Origin of the sequence: Leclercia sp. M-A074-M (assembly GCF_965195605.1) — a bacterium.
GTDB lineage: Bacteria > Pseudomonadota > Gammaproteobacteria > Enterobacterales > Enterobacteriaceae > Enterobacter.
The window spans coordinates 1-23,543 of the sequence record NZ_CBDAHM010000016.1 but is presented as its reverse complement, the minus strand read 5'-3'; the positions used below and the strand labels follow the sequence as shown (position 1 = coordinate 23,543).

At 55.7% G+C, this 23,543-nt stretch carries 18 protein-coding genes and 1 pseudogene; 9 read left to right on the top strand and 10 right to left on the bottom strand.

Translation table 11 applies throughout. The annotated features are described in order from the left end of the window. Window positions 1-16 precede the first annotated feature (16 nt). Window positions 17-1,369 carry a glutathione-disulfide reductase gene (gene gorA / locus ACOKCT_RS22010; protein WP_103177389.1) on the top strand — a complete coding sequence of 451 codons (1,353 nt, stop codon included), beginning with the start codon at window positions 17-19 and terminating at the stop codon, window positions 1,367-1,369. Between the two features lie 203 nt (window positions 1,370-1,572). Further along, on the top strand, window positions 1,573-1,842 hold the full coding sequence (locus tag ACOKCT_RS22005; RefSeq protein WP_103177390.1) for a monooxygenase: 270 nt from the start codon (window positions 1,573-1,575) through the stop codon (window positions 1,840-1,842). 16 nt (window positions 1,843-1,858) lie between these two features. On the opposite strand, the gene ACOKCT_RS22000 is transcribed toward ACOKCT_RS22005, so the two are convergent. After that, the gene (locus ACOKCT_RS22000; protein ID WP_103177391.1) at window positions 1,859-2,263 is read right to left on the bottom strand and encodes a hypothetical protein; all 405 of its coding nucleotides are present in this window, start codon (window positions 2,261-2,263) and stop codon (window positions 1,859-1,861) included. A gap of 190 nt (window positions 2,264-2,453) precedes the next feature. On the opposite strand from ACOKCT_RS22000, the gene ACOKCT_RS21995 reads away from it, so the two are divergent. After that, entirely contained in the window at window positions 2,454-3,176 is a 723-nt protein-coding gene (locus tag ACOKCT_RS21995) for a hypothetical protein (protein WP_103177392.1), read from the top strand. A gap of 238 nt (window positions 3,177-3,414) precedes the next feature. After that, the gene (locus ACOKCT_RS21990; RefSeq protein WP_103177393.1) at window positions 3,415-5,064 is read left to right on the top strand and encodes an alpha,alpha-trehalase; all 1,650 of its coding nucleotides are present in this window, start codon (window positions 3,415-3,417) and stop codon (window positions 5,062-5,064) included. Between the two features lie 12 nt (window positions 5,065-5,076). On the opposite strand, the gene ACOKCT_RS21985 is transcribed toward ACOKCT_RS21990, so the two are convergent. Continuing rightward, window positions 5,077-6,675 (bottom strand): STY4199 family HEPN domain-containing protein, encoded by a 1,599-nt coding sequence (locus tag ACOKCT_RS21985; RefSeq protein WP_103177394.1) that lies wholly within the window; start codon window positions 6,673-6,675, stop codon window positions 5,077-5,079. Between the two features lie 151 nt (window positions 6,676-6,826). Here ACOKCT_RS21985 and ACOKCT_RS21980 point away from each other — a divergent pair, with 151 nt between their 5' ends. Next, window positions 6,827-7,351, top strand: a complete 525-nt coding sequence (locus tag ACOKCT_RS21980) for a GNAT family N-acetyltransferase (RefSeq protein WP_103177395.1) — start codon at window positions 6,827-6,829, stop codon at window positions 7,349-7,351. Window positions 7,352-7,383: 32 nt separating this feature from the next. Here the strand turns inward: ACOKCT_RS21980 and ACOKCT_RS21975 are convergent, their stop codons facing one another. Next, the gene (locus ACOKCT_RS21975) at window positions 7,384-8,142 is read right to left on the bottom strand and encodes an SDR family NAD(P)-dependent oxidoreductase (protein ID WP_420193907.1); all 759 of its coding nucleotides are present in this window, start codon (window positions 8,140-8,142) and stop codon (window positions 7,384-7,386) included. Window positions 8,143-8,261: 119 nt separating this feature from the next. Between ACOKCT_RS21975 and ACOKCT_RS21970 the strand changes: the two genes are divergently transcribed. The 3 genes from ACOKCT_RS21970 (at window position 8,262) to ACOKCT_RS21960 (ending at window position 11,850) form a co-directional block, all read left to right on the top strand. Next, window positions 8,262-9,161 (top strand): LysR family transcriptional regulator, encoded by a 900-nt coding sequence (locus ACOKCT_RS21970; RefSeq protein WP_103177397.1) that lies wholly within the window; start codon window positions 8,262-8,264, stop codon window positions 9,159-9,161. Window positions 9,162-9,214: 53 nt separating this feature from the next. Continuing rightward, entirely contained in the window at window positions 9,215-10,255 is a 1,041-nt protein-coding gene (yhjD, locus tag ACOKCT_RS21965; protein ID WP_371816542.1) for an inner membrane protein YhjD, read from the top strand. 272 nt (window positions 10,256-10,527) lie between these two features. Further along, window positions 10,528-11,850 carry an MFS transporter gene (locus ACOKCT_RS21960; protein WP_103177399.1) on the top strand — a complete coding sequence of 441 codons (1,323 nt, stop codon included), beginning with the start codon at window positions 10,528-10,530 and terminating at the stop codon, window positions 11,848-11,850. A 68-nt stretch (window positions 11,851-11,918) separates the two neighbouring features. Here ACOKCT_RS21960 and ACOKCT_RS21955 read toward each other — a convergent pair whose 3' ends face one another. Together ACOKCT_RS21955 and pdeH are read right to left on the bottom strand one after the other, a co-directional pair. Then, window positions 11,919-13,958 carry an AsmA family protein gene (locus tag ACOKCT_RS21955; protein ID WP_156655344.1) on the bottom strand — a complete coding sequence of 680 codons (2,040 nt, stop codon included), beginning with the start codon at window positions 13,956-13,958 and terminating at the stop codon, window positions 11,919-11,921. A gap of 121 nt (window positions 13,959-14,079) precedes the next feature. After that, window positions 14,080-14,850, bottom strand: coding sequence for a cyclic-guanylate-specific phosphodiesterase (gene pdeH / locus ACOKCT_RS21950; protein ID WP_103177401.1), 771 nt, complete (start codon window positions 14,848-14,850; stop codon window positions 14,080-14,082). 232 nt (window positions 14,851-15,082) lie between these two features. On the opposite strand from pdeH, the gene ACOKCT_RS21945 reads away from it, so the two are divergent. Beyond that, entirely contained in the window at window positions 15,083-16,012 is a 930-nt protein-coding gene (locus ACOKCT_RS21945) for a sugar kinase (protein ID WP_103824715.1), read from the top strand. 60 nt (window positions 16,013-16,072) lie between these two features. Here the strand turns inward: ACOKCT_RS21945 and ACOKCT_RS21940 are convergent. From ACOKCT_RS21940 to murB, 5 genes and pseudogenes are all read right to left on the bottom strand, one after another. After that, window positions 16,073-17,485: pseudogene (locus tag ACOKCT_RS21940) on the bottom strand (M16 family metallopeptidase); the annotation flags it as partial. Window positions 17,486-17,710: 225 nt separating this feature from the next. After that, the gene (gene dctA / locus ACOKCT_RS21935) at window positions 17,711-18,997 is read right to left on the bottom strand and encodes a C4-dicarboxylate transporter DctC (protein WP_114316450.1); all 1,287 of its coding nucleotides are present in this window, start codon (window positions 18,995-18,997) and stop codon (window positions 17,711-17,713) included. A gap of 158 nt (window positions 18,998-19,155) precedes the next feature. Next, complete coding sequence (hmsP, locus tag ACOKCT_RS21930; protein ID WP_210406389.1) at window positions 19,156-21,162, bottom strand: biofilm formation regulator HmsP; 2,007 nt, start codon at window positions 21,160-21,162, stop codon at window positions 19,156-19,158. 186 nt (window positions 21,163-21,348) lie between these two features. Then, entirely contained in the window at window positions 21,349-22,311 is a 963-nt protein-coding gene (birA, locus tag ACOKCT_RS21925; RefSeq protein WP_156655347.1) for a bifunctional biotin--[acetyl-CoA-carboxylase] ligase/biotin operon repressor BirA, read from the bottom strand. Then, complete coding sequence (gene murB / locus ACOKCT_RS21920) at window positions 22,308-23,336, bottom strand: UDP-N-acetylmuramate dehydrogenase (protein ID WP_103177407.1); 1,029 nt, start codon at window positions 23,334-23,336, stop codon at window positions 22,308-22,310. Before murB ends, birA begins: the two co-directional genes overlap by 4 nt. Between the last annotated feature and the right edge of the window lie 207 nt (window positions 23,337-23,543).

Here is a 23,543-nt window from a genome sequence, read left to right as displayed (position 1 = left end):
GATTAAGGATAAGACCATGACCAAGCATTACGATTACATCGCTATCGGCGGCGGCAGCGGCGGTATCGCCTCGATTAACCGTGCGGCCATGTACGGCCAGAAGTGCGCGCTGATTGAAGCAAAAGATCTCGGCGGCACCTGCGTTAACGTCGGTTGTGTACCGAAAAAGGTGATGTGGCATGCGGCGCAGATCCGCGAGGCCATCCATCTCTATGGCCCGGATTATGGTTTTGATACCACCATTAATAACTTCGACTGGGATCGTCTGATCGCCAGCCGTACCGCCTACATCGATCGTATTCACACCTCCTACGATAACGTGCTGGGCAAGAATAATGTCGATGTGATCCGCGGTTTTGCCCGCTTTGTCGATGCGAAGACGATCGAAGTCAACGGTGAAACGATCACCGCCGATCATATCCTGATCGCTACCGGTGGCCGCCCGAGTCATCCAGCTATTCCGGGTGCGGAATACGGTATCGACTCCGACGGTTTCTTTGAGCTGCCTGCCCTGCCGAAACGCGTTGCCATCGTTGGCGCGGGTTACATCGCCGTGGAGCTGGCGGGCGTGATTAACGGCCTCGGCGCCGAAGCGCACCTGTTTGTGCGTAAACACGCCCCGCTGCGCAACTTCGATCCGCTGATCGTCGATACCCTGGTGGAGGTGATGAATGCCGAAGGCCCACATCTGCATACCGAAGCCATTCCGAAAGCGGTTGTGAAAAACGCTGACGGCAGCCTGACCCTTGAGCTGGAAGATGGCCGCAGCCAGACCGTTGATTGCCTGATCTGGGCCATTGGCCGTGAACCCGCAAACGACAACTTCAACCTGGCCGTCACGGGTGTCAAAACCAATGAGAAAGGCTATATCGTTGTCGATAAGTTCCAGAACACCAGCGTACCGGGCATCTATGCCGTGGGCGATAATACCGGCGCCGTTGAACTGACCCCTGTTGCTGTCGCCGCGGGTCGTCGTCTTTCCGAGCGTCTGTTTAACAACAAACCGGAAGAGCACCTGGATTACAACAACATCCCGACCGTGGTCTTCAGCCACCCGCCAATCGGTACCGTCGGTTTAACCGAGCCTCAGGCGCGAGCGCACTATGGCGACGACCAGGTGAAAGTGTATAAATCCGCCTTCACCGCCATGTATACCGCGGTCACGTCTCACCGTCAGCCGTGCCGCATGAAGTTAGTGTGCGTCGGCCCGGATGAGAAGATTGTCGGCATTCACGGTATCGGCTTTGGTATGGATGAGATCCTGCAGGGCTTTGCGGTCGCGCTGAAAATGGGTGCGACCAAGAAAGACTTCGATAATACCGTAGCTATTCACCCAACGGCGGCAGAAGAGTTCGTGACCATGCGTTAGTTCGCCTTGTCAGCGAGTATGCACGTTTAAAGACCGGCCCTCAGTGGCCGGTTTTTTTATGCACCCTCCCCCACCGCCACGCCGCTGCTGGCGCAGATGTACATACGGTAACAAAATTCACCGGTAATGACGGCAGGCCTGGCTACGCTTAAAAAGTATTAAGCGCTTACCTGGATCGATTAATTAAGATTAGAGAAAAGAGTATGCAAGTGAAGATCAACGCAAAAAGGCTGGCTAAATTCCATCTGATTCTTGCCCTGGTATGGGCGATGTTAACCATACCCACCCTTCTGTGGTGGAAAAACAGTATTCTTTGGGTCTCTCTGATGAGTATTTACGCCATTGTGGTTTCGCATCTGGCGGCCTATAGCGCGGCCCATGCGGAAAAAGCGGCCAGCAATGCCCTGAATCAAAGCGAAGAGACCCGGCAAAAGACTGATGAAATAGCAGGCGATCCACGTCAGGCGCACTGATCGTGCCTCACCGGTGTCAGGCAAACAGGATCTGCCCGACGCCGGTACACTCCTCAAAAATAAACATTCTGCGTGGCATATTTAACAGGCGCATTCCCGCCACCTGGCAATAGCGTAAGCGGATCGGCTGCGTAACCACGCTATTTGATAAAAAGACATTGCGCATATCGCAATTTTCAAAACAGAGCTCGTCGATATAACAGCGGTTAATTAATAAACTGCTGAACTGTATATTGCGGAACACACTCTGCTTCAGATTACAGCGGAAAATAATGGCGTTGTTCTCTCCTTCAAAAATATCCAGCCATGCTAAATGGTGGCTTTCCAGCAGCCCCTGCAGTTCTGTTATAGTGGATTGATAGCCGCTCGGCTTTGCAAAAGAAAAAGGCATAGCGCCCTGACGCTTCGCGTTAAGGTTCATAAGGATTTCCTGTTTGAGCGCGTCATCAGAGACGATGACGACGAGGTGAAAGGCCTTAATTACTTATTTGCGCGTAGCGAAACAATGGCGATTTTGGACACTTATTTGCAGAGTTGGCCAATAAAAGAAAAGTCGAATACACAGCGTTATTAAACAACTACAAAAATAATTTACCTTAAGGGGATATTTAATGCCAATCAGCAAAAGTAAGAACGCTATTCTGGTGTTTGAATCACCGTGGAAACTCGATGATTATGATGCCAACCGCTCATCCGTGCTGCCGTTCGTGCACGGAATTGCCAAAATGCATGGCGACACTGAGGTCTACTCTCTGAATTTTTATAATAAAAAGAGCTTCGAGATTGCGCTGGATTGCCTGTGCCGTCAGAAATTTGATAATACCCTCGTCTATATTGCGGCGCATGGCAGTAAAACCCGTATCGGCGATGTTTCTCTCACCGACATCCTTGACGCCATTAATGATAAATCCCGGAAGTTCAACATCAAAGGTTTGATGCTGGGCTCATGTTTTGCGGGCAGCGACCCCCATTTACTGGAGGCGTTTCTGGAAGGTAGCAAACTGACCTGGTGCGCCGCCTATTCCTCTTCATGCTACTGGTTGCAGGGCACGATGCTTGACTGCGCTCTTCTCCATAGCGCCCTTAATATCGAAGATGCGCATTATAAAACGCATGAAGAGATGCAGGAGGCGTTTGCTGAGGCTATTGCCCACTTCGCCCCAAATGCCAACATCGGGACCGACAGTAATGAGCAACCTGTCGCGCTATCAGCATCCCTACAGATCGTAATTCAGCCTGAAGGCCGGGGTTTCCGCGCCCGTCTCTCCTCTGAAGAGATTTTTGACCGCGCGAAAGCCTGGCGCTTCAACGAGGAGACAGAAGAAGCCCTCTGATTCATACTCTGTTGCAAAGCGAATGATCCGAATTTTAGATCGCCTGCGCACTGCTGGATTGCCCGTTTATTGCCTGCAATAACATCAACATGCCTCCAGTAGTGCCCGTTTTGCCCCGCCAGTAAAATGTGATCTACCGCACATATACCTCTTCACAGACCGAAGCGAATGTCTAAGATTAGTAAGCAACCGGATAAAACCAGACCTGAGACTACGCAAACCGGAGGTCCTGACCACCATGTTCAACCAGAAAATACGCACTGTAGAGACCGTAGAGTTCGACATAGAACAAGAACTTCTCTACGAAATCGATCCCTGCGAGTTAAAACTGGATGAAATGCTCGAGGCGGAACCGGAACCTGAAATGATTGAAGGGCTGCCCGCATCCGATGCGCTCACCCCTGCCGATCGCTACCTTGAACTCTTCGAGCATGTTCAGTCGTCGCGACTGTTTGAAGACAGCAAAACCTTTCCCGACTGTGCGCCGAAAATGGATCCGCTGGATATCCTTATCCGCTATCGCAAGGTGAGACGACACCGCGACTTTGACCTGCGCCAGTTTGTGGAAAACCACTTCTGGCTGCCAGAAGTGCTGTCGAGCGAATATGTATCGGATCCCTCTTTCTCGCTCAAAGACCATATCGACAACCTGTGGCCGGTACTGACCCGGGAGCCGCAAGATCATATCCCGTGGTCGTCACTGCTGGCGCTGCCGCAGGCCTACATCGTCCCCGGCGGGCGATTCAGCGAGACCTACTACTGGGACTCCTATTTTACCATGCTGGGGCTGGCCGAAAGCGGTCGCCACGACATGCTCAAGTGCATGGCGGATAACTTTGCGTGGATGATTGAAAAGTACGGTCATATTCCTAACGGCAACCGCACCTACTATCTGAGCCGCTCGCAACCGCCGGTGTTTGCCCTGATGGTGGAGCTGTTTGAAGAGGATGGCGTGCGCGGTGCCAAACGCTATCTGGACCATCTGAAGATGGAGTACGCCTTCTGGATGGACGGCGCAGAGTCGCTGCTGCTCAACCAGGCTTACCGCAGTGCGGTACGTATGCCGGACGGCTCTCTGCTCAACCGTTACTGGGATGACCGTGACACTCCAAGGGATGAATCCTGGATAGAGGACGTTGAAACCGCCCGTCACTCCGGGCGTCCACCTAACGAGGTCTATCGCGATCTGCGCGCCGGGGCTGCCTCCGGTTGGGACTACTCCTCCCGCTGGCTGCGGGATCCGAGCCGGCTGGCGAGTATCCGCACCACGCAGTTTATCCCTATCGATCTCAACGCGTTCCTGTTCAAGCTGGAGAGCGCCATCGCCAATATTTCAGCCTCAAAAGGGGATAAAGAGACTGCGGATCGCTTCCGCCAGAAAGCGAGCGATCGCCGCGCGGCGGTTAACCGCTATCTGTGGGATGAGGAGAACGGCTGCTATCGCGATTATGACTGGCGCCGGGAGCAGCTGGCGCTCTTTTCCGCGGCCAGCATCGTGCCGCTGTATGTCGGTATGTGTACCCATGAGCAGGCCGAACGGTTATCCGACGCGGTAAAAGCGCGGCTCCTGACGCCGGGCGGTATCCTTGCCACCGAGTATGAAACCGGGGAGCAGTGGGATAAACCTAACGGCTGGGCGCCATTACAGTGGATGGCGATCCAGGGATTCAAACAATACGGCAATGATTCTCTGGGGGATGAGATCGCGTGGAGCTGGCTGCACACGGTAAACCATTTCTACAAAATGAATCACAAGCTCATCGAGAAGTACCACATCGCCAGCAGCCAGCCCCGGGAAGGGGGCGGGGGTGAGTATCCCCTGCAGGACGGTTTTGGCTGGACTAACGGCGTGGTGCGCAGACTCATTGGCCTGTACGGGGAGCCGTAGCTCCCCGCGTTGTCAGCGGATCACCTCATAAATGGCTGTATGAATCGTCTGCCATTTTTTGGTACTGGCGTCCGGCTGGGCCTGTGCCCGCCGCTTCGCCTGATCCATCTCGCGTCGCTGGCGTTCTACCACCGCCGGAACGGTACAAAATGCCTGCAGATACTCTTTACGCAGATCCGTCAGCGGTTCGCCCGCTGACATCGCGTGTGCGAGGGTGTTGATAAACTGTCGGCAGGGCTTCGCCTGCCCCATCTGCAGACGATAGCGCATCAGGATATCCAGCACCTCCCGATGTCCCACCGACAGGGCGTGCTCTGTCCAGGAGAGCTTCCACTCCATTCCCGCCTTCAGAAACAGCAGCGCCACGCGGGTATCGTTCCTGTCAATCGCTGCGCGGAAGTTATTCTCATCCCAGGTGACGCCCATGCGCGTCAGCGTTTCGCGGGAGGAGGGCGACTCACGCATCTCTTCCGCCGCCGTTTGCACAGGAGGCGAGGTGGTACTGGCCGCCTGGGTCGGCGTGCTGCTTTCCATTAATAGCCAGGTACCCGCCGCCAGCATTCCCATCACCATCACCCCCACCGCCCCCCACAGTCCCACCGAGATCAGATGATCGCGTTGCTCCGGGGTGCGCGCGGGCCGACGGTTCGGTTTATCGATAGCGTCGCGCACCTCAAAAATGTCATCGCCGGTGGCCCGGCTTTTTTCTCGCGCATTTTCCCAGAAGAGCTCCAGCTCGTGGTTATTCTCTGCCATCAACCCCGTCGGGTTTACGGCGGTACGGCCTTCGTTAAAGGCACGCTGAACGGGGCCGGCAATCTGGGCGTAGTAGTTGTCCAGCAGCAGGATTTGCGCAGAGGTCAGCGGCTGCCGGGCAATGATGTTGTTGCGGATCAGGCGGATATCATCAAGAAAGGAGTGGAGCGTCTTACGCGGTTCCACCATCAGCGTCAGCAGAGCGGGATCGCTGAACAGCGCCGAATAAGAGCGGGAGTACTCTTTCTTGTCCACCAGCATCAGCGCCAGCTCGCTAAACATCATGCCGCCGAGGGCATCGTTGCGCTCGCCCTGCTGCAGCCAGCGGCGAACCCGATCGGCACCGAAGAGCGTTTTGAGGTGATTGTTCAGGCGCGTTGGATCTGGCCAGGCCTGCATAATCAGCCCTTTAATCATCAATTCCAGCGCACGTACCTGTTTCCGGGCTTGCTGTTGCTGAAGCTCATCGCCCGGGCTCATTTCGGTACTGTAGGTCAGCAGCGGCTGCTGCAAACGCAGGTGTTCCAGGGCCGTCACAAAGCGCGTCGCGGCAATCAGCTGGTTGTCGCTCACATCCTGCCCGCTCTCATACTGCGGCACCCGCTGCTGCAAAAGCCGCAATTGCAGGGTGAATTGTGAGAGCTCCGCATCGTTGAGGTTCAGGCGTTTTGCCACGCTCGCCCAGCCCCCCAGCGCCAGCCTGGCGGAATCCAGCTGCTCAAGGAACCAACGGGGATCTTTGCCTTCGGCAACATGCACCTTTAACAGGAGCAGGATCTCCACAGAGGCCTGACGAATAATTCCCAGACAGCGTTCAAACTGCTCGCGGATCACGTGCGATTTACTAAGGGTCATCATTATCCTTAACTGCCGCGCAAAGATTCAGGCGCAGCGAACGGAGAGCGGTTGTTTTTTAAGTGGTTATACCAGATTAAACATACCCGATAACCGGCACTATTTCAGTGATAATGTTAATATCATTTACAAAAGCTCCCGGAGATCTGGCATGCCTGTGCTGCACACCCCGCGTTTAACCTGTTCCCCACTGCAGGAAGAGGACTGGCCCTTTTTTCTCTCCCTACAGCAACACCCCGATGTGATGCGCTACGTGGCCGAAGCCCGTCCGGAAGAGGCCATTCGCGAAACATTTACCTCTCGCCTGCCCGCGTGGTCTCCAGGCAGTGATCACTGGCTGTGCCTGGTGGTGCGCGATCACAATCAGACCCCGCTTGGGGTCACGGGCTATATTCATCGCGATGATGATTGTGCCGAAGTGGGGTTCCTTTTCGCCCCGCAGGCGCAGGGCAAAGGTTACGGCTTTGAATCCTTACAGGCGGTGTGCGATTACGCCTTTATGCAGGGAGATATCCGCCGTTTGACCGCTACGGTGACGGCGGGCAATGTCGCCTCTAAACGTTTGCTGGAAAAAGTGGGCTTTGTGCTGGAAGGTGAACTGCGCGAAAGCTACTGGCTGGCAGGTGAGTGGCAAAACGACTGGCTGTTTGGGCTGTTAAGAAAAGAGTACTGCTAAGCGTGCCGCGGGGCTCCCTCCCCGGCACCTGATTACAGGAACATCCCTCCGGAGACCTCAATGCGCTGCGCATTCATCCAGCCGAGTTCGTCGCTGAGCAGCGCCGCAATCGCATCGCCGATATCGTCCGGTAACCCAACGCGGCCCAGCGCTGTCTGGGAGGCGATCTGCTGATTGATCGCTTTGTTATCGCGTACACGACCGCCGCCAAAATCGGTTTCGATAGCCCCGGGAGCGATGATGTTGGCGGTGATCCCACGCGCGCCGAGCTCCTTAGCCTGATAACGGGTGAGCACTTCCATCGCGCCTTTCATCGCTGCATAGGTGCTGGAGCCCGGTAGCGCAAAACGGGCGAGGCCGGAGGAGACGTTCAGGATCCGCCCGCCGTTTTCCATCAGCGGTAATAGCCCCTGGGTCAGAAAGAAGGGACCTTTGAAATGGATGTTCATGACTTCATCGAACTGCGCTTCCGTGGTCTCCATATAAGGGGCATATAAACCCACGCCTGCGTTGTTCAACAAATAATCGAAGGTGTTACGCTGCCAGACTGAATGCAGTTTCTCACTTACCTCAGTGATGAACCGTTCAAATCCGGTAATATCACCGACGTTCAATTGCAATGCCGCCGCTTTTACCCCTTTTTGCTCAATTTCGTGCACAACGTCGAGCGCCTCCTGCTCACTCCGGTTGTAGGTCAGCAGGATCCCGACACCCTTTGCTGCCAGCTTCAGCGCCGCGTTTTTACCGAGCCCGCGGCTGCCGCCGGTCACTATTGCTATACGTTCAGTCATAAGAAACCTCGTTTCGGCTGTTGTGATGATTGAGAAAGAGCTTATTAGGTGATAGAAAATCAATAAATACGCTACGCAACGCTTCACTGTTTCAAAATAAACAACAATGAGCGCTCCCTATGGATAAAATTCACGCAATGCAGTTATTTATTCGCGTCGCTGAACTGGAGAGTTTTTCCCGCGCCGCAGATTCAATGGGCCTGCCTAAAGGTAGCGTATCGCGCCAGATTCAGGCGCTGGAGAACGGGCTTGGCACCCAGTTACTGCACCGCACCACGCGTCGGGTCAGCCTGACGCAGGACGGTATGGTCTACTACGAGCGGGCCAAAGATCTGCTGACCAATATGGAAGAACTGGATGGTCTTTTTTTGCACGACCCTGCCAGCGTCAGTGGAAGAATACGCGTCGATATGCCGGCCAACGTTGCGCGAAATTTAGTCATCCCCAAACTGCCGCTCTTCCTGCAACAGTACCCCGGCATTGAACTGGAGCTGAGCAGCAGCGACCGGCTGGTGGATGTGATTCGGGAAGGATTTGATTGCGTGGTGCGCGTCGGCACCCTGAAAGATTCCGGCTTAATTGCCCGCCCGCTCGGCAGGCTGTCGGTGATCAACTGCGCCAGCCCCGATTATCTGTCGCGTTTTGGCTATCCCGACGGGCTGGATGATTTAACCTCCCATGCGGTGGTGCATTACGCAACGCATCTCGGCACCCGGCCCCAGGGGTTCGAATATTACGATGGTGAAGCGACCCACTGGGTTAAGACCGGCGGTGTCCTGACGGTCAACAGCACCGAGACTTACCATGCCTCCGCCCTCGCCGGGCTGGGAATTATTCAGGTGCCGCGGGTAGGCGTGCGTGACGCCCTGCGGGCCAAAAAGCTGCTGGAGATCCTCCCGCAGTACCGCGCCAGGCCCATGCCGGTGTCGCTCATTTATCCCCACCGCCGCAACCTCTCCCGCCGGGTACATCTGTTTATGGCCTGGCTCACGGAAATCATGAAAACCTACGTTGACTGAGCGCAGGCTATAATTGCAATGAACTCTCGCTAACGATAAGGAAAACGTGACTGATGCCGGATAGCAGCCAGCAACGTCCCACCCAGGATCTGGACTACGAGCCGATTAAGAAACTGGAAAATAGCCCGCCCCCGGCGCCAGATGAACCCAAAATTACCGCCGTGCGTAAAAGGGGCAGCCTGCTCGACAAGGCGAAAGATCTCATCCAGCTGATCCAACAGCGGCCGATGATTGCTCACCTGCTGCGCGCCGCCGAGCGTTTTAACGATCGGTTGGGCAACCAGTTTGGCGCCGCAATCACCTACTTCTCCTTCCTGTCGATGATCCCCATCCTGATGCTCTCCTTTGCGGCAGCTGGGTTTGTGCTGGTGTCGCACCCGACGCTGTTGCAGGACATCTTCAGCAAAATCCTGCAAAACGTCAGCGATCCGACGCTGGCCTCGACCCTGAAAAGCACCATCAACACCGCCGTCCAGCAACGTACTACTGTCGGGATTGTCGGTTTGTTTGTGGCGCTCTACTCCGGCATCAACTGGATGGGCAACCTGCGTGAAGCGATCCGCGCCCAGTCCCGCGACGTCTGGGAGCGTAAGCCGCAGGACCAGGAGAAAATCTGGATTAAGTATTTCCGCGACTTCGTCTCGCTGATCGGGCTGCTGGTGGCGCTGGTTATCACCCTCTCCATCACTTCCGCGGCAGGCTCGGCGCAGCAGATGATCATCTCCGCGCTCTATCTCGACACCATCGAGTGGCTGAAGCCAGTCTGGCATCTGGTGGGGTTAGGGATCTCGATGCTGGCGAACTACCTGCTCTTCTTCTGGATTTTCTGGCGCCTGCCGCGCCATCGCCCTCGCCGTAAGGCGCTGATCCGCGGCACGTTCATTGCCGCTATCGGCTTTGAGGTCATTAAAATCGTGATGACCTACACCCTGCCGTCACTGGTGACCTCCCCGTCCGGGGCGGCATTCGGCTCCGTGCTGGGGTTGCTGGCCTTCTTCTATTTCTTCGCCAGACTGACCCTCTTCTGCGCGGCATGGATCGCCACCGCCGAGTACCCGGATGACCGGCGAATGCCCGGTAAAAGCCACCGTTAATTCCCCTATCGGGCTGAATAAGAATGAAATATATCAGCCCGATTCATCATTTCAGCATATAAATCCAGCCTGTAACTTTTATTTAACCGAAAACCAGTTATATATTCCAACTTTTTATTTCTGTGAAGCATTTCATAGATGTGATTCTTCTGGTCCGAAAATTATCCGCTTTTTGCTCGCTTTTTCACCGGCCGCTGCGTTTGTTACAGATTGAAATATCGCTTTTGCTGTGCGTAATATGGCCTTTCGTTCGCCAAAAATAAGAAAAGTTTATGCAAGCCACAGCCACAACACTTAATTCAGAGCAGGAAAACGCCCCGGTTAACTCGCGCAATAAAGTCGTCGTCGCGTCACTGATTGGCACCGCCATTGAATTCTTCGACTTCTATATTTACGCCACCGCTGCGGTTATCGTTTTCCCGCATATCTTCTTCCCGCAGGGCGACCCGACGGCGGCCACGCTACAGTCGCTGGCAACCTTCGCCATCGCCTTTGTTGCGCGCCCTATCGGCTCGGCCCTGTTCGGTCACTTCGGCGATCGCGTCGGGCGTAAGGTAACCCTGGTTGCTTCGCTGCTGACCATGGGTATCTCTACCGTTGCCATCGGCCTGCTGCCGACCTATGAAACCATCGGGATTCTGGCCCCGCTGCTTCTGGCGCTGGCCCGTTTTGGCCAGGGTCTGGGACTGGGCGGGGAATGGGGCGGAGCGGCGCTGCTGGCCACCGAAAATGCCCCGCCACGCAAACGTGCGCTGTATGGATCCTTCCCACAGTTGGGCGCGCCGATTGGCTTCTTCTTTGCCAACGGCACCTTCCTGCTGCTCTCCTGGCTGCTGACTGACGAGCAGTTCATGACCTGGGGCTGGCGTATTCCGTTTATCTTCTCGGCGGTGCTGGTGCTGATTGGCCTCTATGTGCGCGTCTCCCTGCACGAGACCCCGGTGTTTGCCAAAGTGGCCGCCGCGAAAAAACAGGTAAAAATCCCGCTGGGCACGCTGCTGACCAAACACGTTCGCGTGACCGTGCTCGGCACCTTCATCATGCTGGCGACCTACACGCTGTTCTATATCATGACCGTCTATTCCATGACCTTCAGCACCACGCCTGCGCCGGTGGGCCTGGGCCTGCCGCGTAACGAAGTGCTGTGGATGCTGATGATGGCGGTTATCGGTTTTGGCGTGATGGTGCCGATTGCGGGCCTGCTGGCCGACCGTTTTGGCCGTCGCCCGAGCATGATTGTGATCACTTCGCTGATTATTCTGTTTGCGCTGTTCGTCTTCCCGCCGCTGCTCGGTTCCGGTAATCCGGCGCTGGTGATGGCGTATCTGCTGATTGGCCTGAGCCTGATGGGGCTGACATTCGGTCCGATGGGCGCGCTGCTGCCAGAGCTGTTCCCGACCGAAGTGCGTTACACGGGCGCCTCCTTCTCCTATAACGTCTCTTCGATTCTGGGTGCGTCCGTGGCGCCGTATATCGCTACCTGGTTACAGGCGAATTACGGTCTGCAATACGTAGGGATCTACCTGGCGGCGATGGCGGCACTGACGCTGATTGCGCTGCTGCTGACTCACGAGACTCGCCATCAGTCATTGTGATCCTTAATGCCGGGTGGCGCTGCGCTTACCCGGCCTACATTCTCCTGTAGGCCGGGCAAAGCCTCCCACTATTTCTTCATCTGCGACAGAATGGTTTGACACTGATTGGCCTGCCCCTCAGACGGCGAGATGAGCGCCAGCAGCGCTGCAGCAGGGGTAACCAGGGTCGCCAGCGCAGCGGCCACCGCACCACGAGCAATTAACGGCCCCGCCTTCACCCCCGCATCCGGATCTTTAAAGCTACCACGCACGTACAGCGGCGAGCGCAGCGTCACGATGCGAATGCCTTTACTTTCCGGGTTGATGGTGAGATCCAGCTGTTCCGAGGCCATACTGGCGGTGCCGGTGACGTTGATCACCGCGTTTTCAGTATCGAAGGCGAAAATCTGCGGCCGTGCGACGCCGTTGACCAGGTCAATATTGGCCGCTGCGCAGTTTACCCGCACCTCGTCGTCGCCAAAGATCTGGCCGACGATGAAGTTCCCGACGTTCAGACCCAGAATTTCCATCAGGTTACGGCTCACCAGCCCGTCGTTCATCAGCAGCTTCAGATTGCCGTTACCGTTCCCCAGCAGGGCCGCAACAGAGTTGCCGGTACCGCGAATTTTGGCATCGCCATTCATCTCCCCCAGGGTTTTCTGCATCAGCTCCACATCCGGCATCAGCTCCTTCAGCTTCAGCCGTCGCGCCTGAATATCGGCCTGGCCCCGCATCGGATTTTTATCGCCTTCAAGATGGATATTTGAGGAGATGGTGCCGCCAGCCAGACCAAACTTCAGCGGCTCCAGACGCAGGTCGGCGTTTTTCAGGAGGATATGGGTAGAAAGATTACTGATAGGCAGGCTGCTGCCATGCTCGATCCGCCGCCCTTTGAAGCGCACGTCCGCATCCATTACGTCCCACTTATCGGTTTCGAAGCGGTCGTTCGGCAGCACTTTGCCGGACGGCGGTGCCTGCTTGCGTACCTCCTCCGCTTTGGTGCCTTTACCGGAGTCGACGCCAATCAGCGGCCCGAGGTCCGCCAGCCGCAGCTGACGCGACTCCACATCCCCTTCCAGCTTCGGCCGCGGTTTGCCGGTGGTGTAGGTCAGCGAACCGTGGATATCGCTGTCACCGATCCGGCCATTAAAGTTGCGGTAATCGTAGACCGAGGCCTCTTCCGAATTGATCTTCGCCACCAGCCGACCATCGGTTTCAAACGGCGGCGTATCAGGCAGCAGTACGCCGGTCAGCTCATAAAGTTCGCCCAGCGAATCCCCGGCAAATTTCAGCTTCAGATCGACGCCGCCCATCTTCATTGGGTCGTTCACCGTACCGACAAAAGCCACCCGGGTATTGCCGGAGCGGAAGTCAGCCTGCACCGGGAAGGGGGTGCCTTCGCTGCGCAACGCCAGCATACCGCCAATTTTACCGGTGCCGCGCAGCGGCTGATCGTTGTAGCGCCCTTCCGCCTTCAGGCCAAAGACGTAATCGCCGACCTTATCCTTTTTGCCTTTATCGCCAGTCACTTCGCTGAAGGGTACCGGCTTGCCCAGCGGATCGACGAAGATCTCCATCTGTGCTTTGCTGACCGCGTCGTTCACGTCGATCCGCCCACGATCGAACAGAATATTATCGAGGCGGAAAGACCAGGACGAAGGCTGGGCATCAGGATCTTTTTCTTTATCATCGCCTGCCAGATCGAAGGTCCAGTTATTGGTCTTCTCCGACAGGCGGATCAGCCGGGCATCTGGCTGTTGCAGTTTGATCCACGGCAGATAGACCGTTTTGGTAAGCAGTGCCAGCGGCGCAAGGGTGGCCTCCACGCGCGGGAGATGCACCATGGTGATTTCAGGAATGTCCGGCGGGTTGCCGAGAATAACGTCGTTAGCGTGAACGTGCGGCCAGGGTATCCAGCTGCGCCAGCCCGTTTCGCCCTTCTGCCGCTCCCATACCACGCCCAAGTCCCCGCGAATAGCGAAAGGACGGTTAAGTTCGGTCGAGACTTTCTGGTTGATGGTCGGTTTGAGGCGGTTCCAGTCAAATGTCGCGATCACGACAATCAGCACCACAATCAGCAACAAGAAGACTCCCCCTGTCCAGGTGATAATCTTCGCTGTTTTTGTCATCCCATACTCCCTTTCAGTAATCACTTGCCTTTCATGAATATAGTCCAGGCATGCGGAAAGGGGGCGGCAGCGTCCGGTAATAACGCGTTAACCACGCGCTATTACGGGAAGCTGCTGGGTTTTACAGGGTGATGATTACGTTGTCGAGCGTCTCCATCGACACCGGGCGGGAGAGGAAATAGCCCTGGGCGGCAGCGGCGGGTGAGTTCTGTACATCGCGCCACTCTTCCAGCGTCTCGACGCCTTCGACGATAACCCCCTGGCAGTAGCGGTTCATCAGTTGCAGCAGAAGCGTGAACAGATTGCGCCCTTCCGGCGTCTGGCGCAGCATAATGAACAGATCGCGCGCCACTTTGATGTAATCGTAACGCACTTCGCTCAGGGCGGAGAAGTTCGCCATACCGGTGCCAAAGTCGTCCAGCCACAGCGGGCCAAACTCACACATGGTGGCAAACGAGGAGTCCTGCGGCAGACGAACGTGCTCCACCAGCTCAAAGCGCAGCCACGGCAGCCGCTGGATCAGCTTCTGTAGGCTCTCATCCTGCCGCACCGCCAGCAGAGTTGGGCCATCGACGTTAACCGAAGCCAGAATGTTGTTGTCGGCGAAAAAGTTTTGTCTCACCGCCAGCATGGCGAGCTGCTCCTCCAGGATATCCAGACGATGACGCACGGGGACTTCCGCGAAGTAGCGATCCGGTGCAATCCGCTGTGCCGGGTTTGAAGGATGGGTCACGACGGTCAGGATCTCAATCGCCATCAGCTTACCGTCGGTACGGTAGATCGGCTGATAAGTATAAGCGCGCTCACATTGCAGCCAGTAGCGGTGTTCCTGTAAGTTCTCAATACTCGCTTCAGGGATGCTCAGCAGCTGGATGTCCTGCCTTAACTTCATTTCAGATGTCCTGTTGAATGGGAAAGAGCCTGTCGGGACTGGTCAAAGGATTATCGGCTCCTGGTAAGAGAACTTTATGTCCGGTTGCGGACGAAAATGAAAATCTGAGATATCAAACCCGTCAGGAACTTGTCCGAGTTCAAAAAAATAATGGAACGTCGTTTTAATACAGTTGACCGCTTCCGGCCTCCAGCGCAAACTAACCGCAGTTTAATTATCCAGGTTCACGACTATGTCCAAAAAAATTGCCGTGATCGGCGAATGTATGATCGAACTCTCCCAGAAAGGCGCGGAAGTCAGCCGCGGCTTTGGTGGCGACACCTTAAATACCTCCGTATATATTGCTCGTCAGGTCGATGCTGACGCGCTGGCGGTAAACTATGTTACGGCGCTGGGCACCGACAATTTCAGCCAGCAGATGCTGGACGCATGGCAGAGTGAAAATGTCGATACTTCCCTGACCCAGCGGATGGAAAACCGCCTGCCGGGCCTCTATTACATCGAGACCGACAGCACCGGCGAGCGCACCTTCTATTACTGGCGTAACGAAGCTGCCGCCAAATTCTGGCTGGAGAGCGACAGCGCGGCGCAGATCTGCGAAACGCTGGCCCATTTCGACTACCTCTATCTGAGCGGCATCAGCCTTGCGATCCTCAGCCAGAGCAGCCGTGAAAAACTGCTCTCCTTGCTGCGCGAATGCCGCGCCAACGGCGGGAAGGTGATTTTCGACAACAACTACCGTCCACGCCTGTGGGCCAGCCGCGAAGAGACGCAGCAGGTCTATAGCCAGATGCTGGAATGCACCGATATCGCTTTCTTAACCCTCGACGACGAAGATGCGCTGTGGGGCGAGAAGCCGGTTGATGAGGTGATTGCGCGTACGCAGGCCGCCGGTGTCAGCGAAGTGGTAATTAAGCGCGGGGCAGATTCCTGCCTGGTGGCGATCGCCGGAGAAGCGGTTATCGAAGTACCTGCGGTGAAGCTGGCGAAAGAGAAAGTGATTGATACGACCGCGGCGGGTGACTCCTTCAGCGCCGGCTATCTGGCGGTGCGTCTGACGGGCGGTACGCCGGAAGCGGCAGCGCAGCGCGGCCACCTGACCGCCAGCACGGTGATCCAGTATCGCGGCGCCATCATTCCACGCGAAGCGATGCCTGCTTAAGGGCTCTATCCATTAAAAAAGGCAACTTACGTTGCCTTTTTCCTTTTACTGCGCGCGTGCCATAATGTCGTTCCACGTCGCCTGCAGCTCCTTCATATCATATTCAGGTTCACCTTTCGGCTGCATTAAAATTAGCGACATATCCTGAGAAAGCTGCTGACGCAGATCCTGGCTCAACATATCCGCGGTCAGGCTGTTAAGGAAATCCTGGCGCAGCTTCTGATACTGTTCCGGCGCGATATCCACCACCTGATTTTGCAGGGAGCGAATACGCTGGCTGATCAGGATATCGGTATCGGTACGGGCATAGGTGGCGAACAGTTTTTGCAGCTCAATATTTTTCTGCGCCACCAGCGCGTTGAACTCCTCTTCGCTCAGGCCATTATCACGTACTTTCGCCAACTCTTTTGCCACTATCGCCATATTGGCGTTCAGCTTGTCGCCCGGCGACTCAACATTAATGGCGCACTGGGCGCGCTGGAACAGCACCCGGCAATCAAAGCCCAGACCAATATCTTTGGCGTTGTTCTTACTCAGGGTTTGCTGAACATGCCAGAACAGCGCTTCACGGGCTAAATCGGCGCGCCAGTAGCGCAGCAGCGCGGCAGACTCACGAATCGGCTGCCACGGGCTGTCCCACATGATGGAGAGACGATCCTGGCGCACGGCATCGGTCATGATGCTCACCGGCTCTGCGCGCAGAGGTGAAAGCGTTGGCACCGGCGCTGGCGTGTTACGTTTGCCTTTCAGCTCGCCGAAGGTTTTGCCAATCTGCTCAATCACCGCGCGGCTATCAATGTTACCGACCACAATCAGGGTCATGGCATCCGGGGTATACCAGGTCTGGTAGAACGACTTCACCTGTTCAATATCAACCGGTTGCTTTAGCGGCTCTGCCGGATCGTGGCCCAGCAGCGCCGAACCTTTCAGACGATAGCGCCACCAGCCCTCTTTGGTATCCGCAGGCCAGGTCGCCACCATGTCGCTGTTGCTCAGGGCGTAATTCACCGTCTCAGGGGTAATGGACACGTTACCGGCGGTATCTGACAGCCAGGTCAGCGCCTCTTTAAGCAGATCGTTGCGGTTGTTTGGCAGGCTGAGGTTAAACATGGTGTAGTCGTAGGAGACGACAGCAGGCGGCAGCGGGCGTTTCGGATCGATACCCTGTTGCCACAGTGAACGGGCCTGTACAGCCTGAAGGCTACCGCTTTGGGTCAGAGCCAGTCGGGGCAGGAAATGACTGAAACCGCTCTGTTGCGTACTCTCGGTCAGGGAGCCGGTATTGACGGAAAGGCGGATTTCAATGCGGTCGCTGGGGCGCTGTGGGGTGGCTAAAACTTGCCACTGAAAACCGTTAGACAGCGTTCCCTGTTGCCAGGCCGGGTCCGGCTGGAGCGCGTCAGCCTGCACGTAACTGGCTGCTGCCATCATGAGCAAACCGCCGGTTAAGAGTCGAATTTTTGTGCCCTGCATGTGAACCCCTGATCAACATTCCTGGTAACAAAGAGTGCCACACGCCCTGTCGCACTCTAAATATGATGTACAAAACACTCCGATTAGACCGCGCATGAAACGAAACGTCACGGCATGAAGTGAAATTTACCCGAAATAAATCTTATCGAATTATGACAAGTATGCTGGGCCATTATGCGCAGGAGCCCGCACCCCGACAAGGGAATGCGGGCCTGAGGGAAGATTTTAGGAGGACAAACCGTGTGTTTTGCCGTCTGGCGCACGATTATTCAGCGTATCGTCGAGCTTTTTGTGGTCCAGCTCTTTTACCCACTTCGCCACGACTACTGTTGCCACGCCGTTACCGACCAGGTTGGTCAGCGCACGGGCTTCAGACATAAAGCGGTCGATACCGAGGATCAACGCCAGGCCGGCCACCGGCAGATGTCCCACCGCGGAAATGGTTGCCGCCAGGACGATAAATCCGCTCCCCGTGACCCCAGCCGCCCCTTTTGAGGAGAGCAGCAGCACAACCAGCAGCGTAATTTGATGGAAGATATCCATATGGCTGTTAGTGGCCTGGGCGATAAACACCGCCGCCATCGTCAGGTAGATCGATGTCCCATCCAGGTTAAAGGAGTAGCCGGTGGGGATCACCAGCCCGACGACCGATTTACGGCAGCCCAGCTTCTCCATCTTATCGAGCATGCGCGGCAGCGCCGATTCGGATGAGGAGGTGCCCAGCACAATCAGCAGCTCTTCACGGATGTAGCGAATGAACTTGAAGATGCTGAAGCCGGTCGCGCGGGCGATGCTGCCCAGCACCACCACCACAAACAGTATACAGGTGATATAGAAGCAGACGATCAGCTGGCCCAGCTGCACGAGGGTACCGACACCATATTTACCGATGGTGAAGGCCATTGCCCCGAAGGCGCCAATGGGTGCCAGACGCATAATCATGTTGATGATGCCGAAAATCACCTGCGAGAAGCTTTCAATAACGTTAAAAATCAGCTGACCTTTGCTGCCGAGGCGATGCAGGGCAAAACCAAACATCACGGCGAACAGCAGCACCTGCAGAATATTCCCGCTGGCGAAGGCGCCAATTACGCTGCCGGGGATCACATCCAGCAGGAAGGCGACCACACCCTGATCTTTCGCCTGCTCGGCGTAGACCGCCACCGCTTTCGCATCCAGCGTCGAGGGGTCAACGTTCATGCCCGCGCCGGGCTGCACGACGTTAACAATCACCAGACCAATGATCAGCGCGAGGGTACTGACGACTTCGAAATAGAGCAGCGCCACTGCACCCGTACGGCCAACGGCTTTCATGCTTTCCATGCCTGCGATACCGGTCACGACGGTGCAGAAAATAACCGGCGCGATCACCATCTTAATCAGCTTAACGAAAGCATCGCCAAGCGGTTTCATCTGGGCGCCTAATTCAGGGTAGTAATGACCAAGCAGAATACCAATGGCAATGGCGGTTAATACCTGAAAGTAAAGACTTTTGAAGAGAGAGGTTTTCATAAGATGTCCTTGGGAAGAAAAGCCGCAGGAAATGTAGGGTTACCCGTTACCTGCGGCCTTAAAATACCACCCATAAATCAGGACAGATAGAAGTTCAGGCTGAAATTGAAACGCAAATGTTAAGAAATTTGAGCTGACTCGCACAATCCAGCAACATTTCAGTCATCAGCGCTATTGGCATTGTGTTTAAGATAGCGACTCTCAAAAATATCGCCAGGAACGGCTTTATCGAACAGATATCCTTGCCCGCACTCTACCCCGGCATCGGCCAGCCAATGACGCTGGGCTTCGGTTTCGATCCCTTCGGCAATAATGCTCAGCTTCAGGCTACGCGCCAGCTGGATAATCGCCTCGACCATGCTGCTGTCTTCCGGCAGCCCCTCCACAAACGCCTTATCAATCTTCAGTACGTCTACCGGCAGGGTTTTCATATGTTGCAGCTGGCGCAGACCAGCGTATCCCATGCCAAAATCGTCCAGCGCGATGCGCACCCCGGCATTCCGCAGCGGGCGGAGTATCGCTACCGCTTCGTTAGGATCGTCAATTCGGCGGCTCTCGGTCACTTCCAGAATGAGGGTATCCGGCTTAATCCGATAGCGGAGAATCATCGCCAGCAGGTCCGGAACCATGTTGGGGTGCATTAGCTGGAGCGCCGACAGGTTAACCGATAGCGGCATCATCACCCCACGCGACTGCCAGGCTGACAGCAGACGACAGGACTCTTCCAGTACCCAGTGCCCCACCGTCACAATCAGGCCGCAATTTTCAATACGGTCGATCAGCCCTTCCGGAAGCGCCCAACTGCCATCGGGCTGACGCATCCGCAACAGCGCTTCGGCGCTATGGACCTCACCGGTACGCAGATCGACCTGCGGCTGTAGCCAGATGGCAAAATTGTTGCTGTCCAGCGCGGTCAGAATATCGTTCTCTTCTGAGAGCCGCTGCTGCGCTTTCTCCATCTGCTCGGGCTCAAAGAACTGAATCTGATTCTTACCCTTCTGCCGGGCGGTAAACGCGGCGGAAAAGGCCCGGCGGTAAAGTTGCTCTGCGGTCAGGTTGCCGTAAAACATGGCGATACCAATACTGGCGCTCGGGCGCAGCTGGATCCCCTGAACCGGCAACCGCTCATTGATAACAGTAAGCACTTGCTGACCTAATGTGATGGCATGCCACGGCTCCTTGACGCCATTAGCGATAATCACGAAGTCGTAGCCGCTTACCTGCGTCAGTACCATCCGCGGCGCAAGCACGGATTTCAGCTTTTCAACCAGCGTCAGCAAGACCATCTCTCGCTGGCTCTCTTTCAGCACGCCGGCGGTATCCTGCAATGTTTCACAGGCCACCACTATCAGCGCCATGGTCTGCTGCCGCTTCACCGCCTGCTCCAGCATCACCATCAGAAACGCCTTGTTGGGCAGTTCCGACACCGGGAAACGGGTGGCATTGTGGTTGAGCTCATCATGCTGGCGCAGCATACGCTGCTGGTTGAGGTTGTAGCTGCGGACCAGCATGCCAATTTCGTCGTCGTGATGCAGGCGCGGCAGGGCAAGCTGGTGCCCCATCTGTTGCTGCGGCGAGAGGGTATCCAGCTCCCGGGCAATGCGACGCAGCGGATGGACGATGAGACGGTTTATGCACCAGGTCAGCGCCACGGTAAGCATCAGCGTCAACAATAAGTAAGTGGTTACCAACGTCGAGATCCAACTGATGACAAATTTGTACATCCGCCAGGAGTCAGACTGTAGCACCAGATAGGCCAGCGGCTGCGGGTTCGCCGGACGCTGCAACGAATAGACCGGAAGGGAGATCTGCACCGGCATTTCAAACAGCCGCTTCATCATCACCGGTACCGGATGCTCCGGGATAAAGTTCATGCGTAGCGCCTGGAACTGATTCGGCAGCACAACATCCGCCTGGCTGACGACCCCTGCCGGCTTGATGCTTTTGATAATGGACTCCGCCTGAGGAATATCACCCTTCAGAATAGCGGCAGAGAGAGGCTCACGGATTGAGCGGGCGATGCTCTCGAGTTGCGTAGCCGTGTTGTAGCGATTTTGCTGAATGGCATGAAACAGCAAAATAACGCAAAAGACGAAAACAAACACCATAGTGACGGCAGTGACCATCGCCATTTGTTTGATAGTTAAAGAGCGGCTGACACGCAAAATGGATCTCCAGAAACGCGAAAGGCAGGTTAATCAACTGTTACCCTGCTGCTTTCAGAGTATACCTTATCGGGAACTGTTTAAGAGAGTGTAACCAGGCGTTTAGGGATTATTCTGGTTGCCGCTTCGCACGGGGGATGGCGGCGGTATAGCTGAAGAACCGGGGAGCCCGCGGCTCCCCGCAATTTATTCGGCGCTGCGCAGTGAAATCTCGCCGCCGACCCATGGTTTAATCACGCCATCCTGCTCCAGCAACAGCGCGCCCTGCTCGTTGATACCGCGCGACGTGCCGTAGACCTCTTTGTCGCCGATGATCAGCTTCACCGCACGGTGAGCAAAGTTATCCAGCTTTTCCCAGCGGGGCAGGAACGGGGCTAAACCTTCCTGTTCGAAGATTTTCAGCGAATGGCGTAGCTCGTTAATCACCTGCACGGCAAGGACATTGCGATCGATGGCGATCCCTGCTTCCTGCAGGTTGATCCAGCCCTGATTAATATCTTCGGCCTGTACATTGCGCATCACCAGATTTATCCCCGCACCCATTACGATCTGCGCGGCATCACCGGTTTTCCCGGTCAGTTCTACCAGAATACCAGCCAGTTTGCGATCGTTCAGATAGAGATCGTTTGGCCACTTCACGCGCACTTTGTCGGCGCCCAGCGACTGCAACACTTCTGCCAGCACAATGCCAATCACCAGACTGAGGCCGATGGCGGCGGCGGGACCTTGTTCCAGACGCCAGTACATGGAGAGATAAAGATTGGCACCAAAAGGCGAAAACCATTTACGTCCCCGGCGGCCACGACCCGCCTGTTGGTATTCTGCCACGCAGCAGTCGCCGGACTGTAGCGTGTCAAGCCGGTCGAGCAGATACTGGTTAGTAGAGTCAATTACCGGCAGAACGGCAACGCTGCTGTCGGTGATCTGACCGCTGATAAAGGCTTCGTCCAGGAGCTGAACCGGCTCCGGCAGACTGTAGCCTTTGCCCGGCACGGTAAAGACATCCACTCCCCAGTCACGCAGGGTCTGAATATGTTTATTGATGGCGGCGCGGCTCATTCCCAGCTGTTCGCCCAGCTGTTCACCGGAATGGAAATCGCCATCAGCCAGAACAGAGATAAGCTTCAGGGGAACGGTATGATCCTTCATGCAATGGCCTCCACCGCATTAACTTCACCGTGATGGCCGATAAAGCGCACCTCCGGCTCCAGCCAGACATCAAATTTCTCACCCACATGCTGGCGCACCTGATGGGCCAGCTGCACGACATCACGGCTGGTCGCATTGTTTTCGTTGATAAGCACCAGGGCCTGCTGACGATGTACCGCTGCGCCGCCACAGGTTGTGCCTTTAAGCTGACACTGATCGATCAGCCAGCCCGCAGCCAGCTTAACGCTGCCATCTGCCTGCGGATAGTGTGGCGCCTGCGGCCACTGGGCGAGTAAGGTTTCGGCTTTTTCACCGGAGATAACCGGATTTTTGAAGAAGCTTCCGGCGTTACCGTTCACTTTCGGATCGGGCAATTTACTCATTCGCATATGGCAAACCGCGTCGAAAATCTCTTTTGCAGTGACCGTGGCAGGATCCAGACGAGTGAGATCGCCGTAGGTCAGGACAGGCTGCCAGTTTTTGGTCAGGCGCAGACCAACCGCAACGATGACATATTTATCCTGATACTCATGTTTGAAAATGCTGTCGCGATAGCCAAAGCGGCACTGTTCCGCACTTAAACGCAGCGGATTACCCGTTGCCAGCTCGATACAGTCGACATAATCACAAACATGTTTGAGTTCGATGCCATAGGCACCGATATTCTGAATAGGAGATGAACCCGCACAGCCAGGGATTAGCGCCAGGTTTTCCAGACCCGGCATATTATTTTCAAGGGTAAACTGCACCAGGCGATGCCAGTTCTCCCCGGCTCCCACGTGCAAACGCCAGCAATCCTGCGCCTCTTCAACTTTAATCCCGCTGATGCGGTTAACGATCACCGTACCAGAAAAGTCTTCCAGAAAGAGAACGTTACTGCCTTCGCCCAGAATAAGAACAGGGAGGTGGTGTTGCGTGGCGTGATTCCATGCGGCCAGCAGTTGCTGCGCATCGTCGGCCCGCACGATCTGTCGGGCATTTCGGTCAATACCGAAGGTGTTCCAGGGCTTAAGGGAGTGATTCATAGACGCTATCCAGATGCAAAAACCGGGATAGTTTACCGTATATGGAATCGGTTAGGGGGATAACTTTAAAGACGGGATAGAATACGCAGAAACGCAAAAAGCCCATCCGTGAGGATGGGCTTTCGGCTTTAATTGATGCCTGGCAGTTCCCTACTCTCGCATGGGGAGACCCCACACTACCATCGGCGCTACGGCGTTTCACTTCTG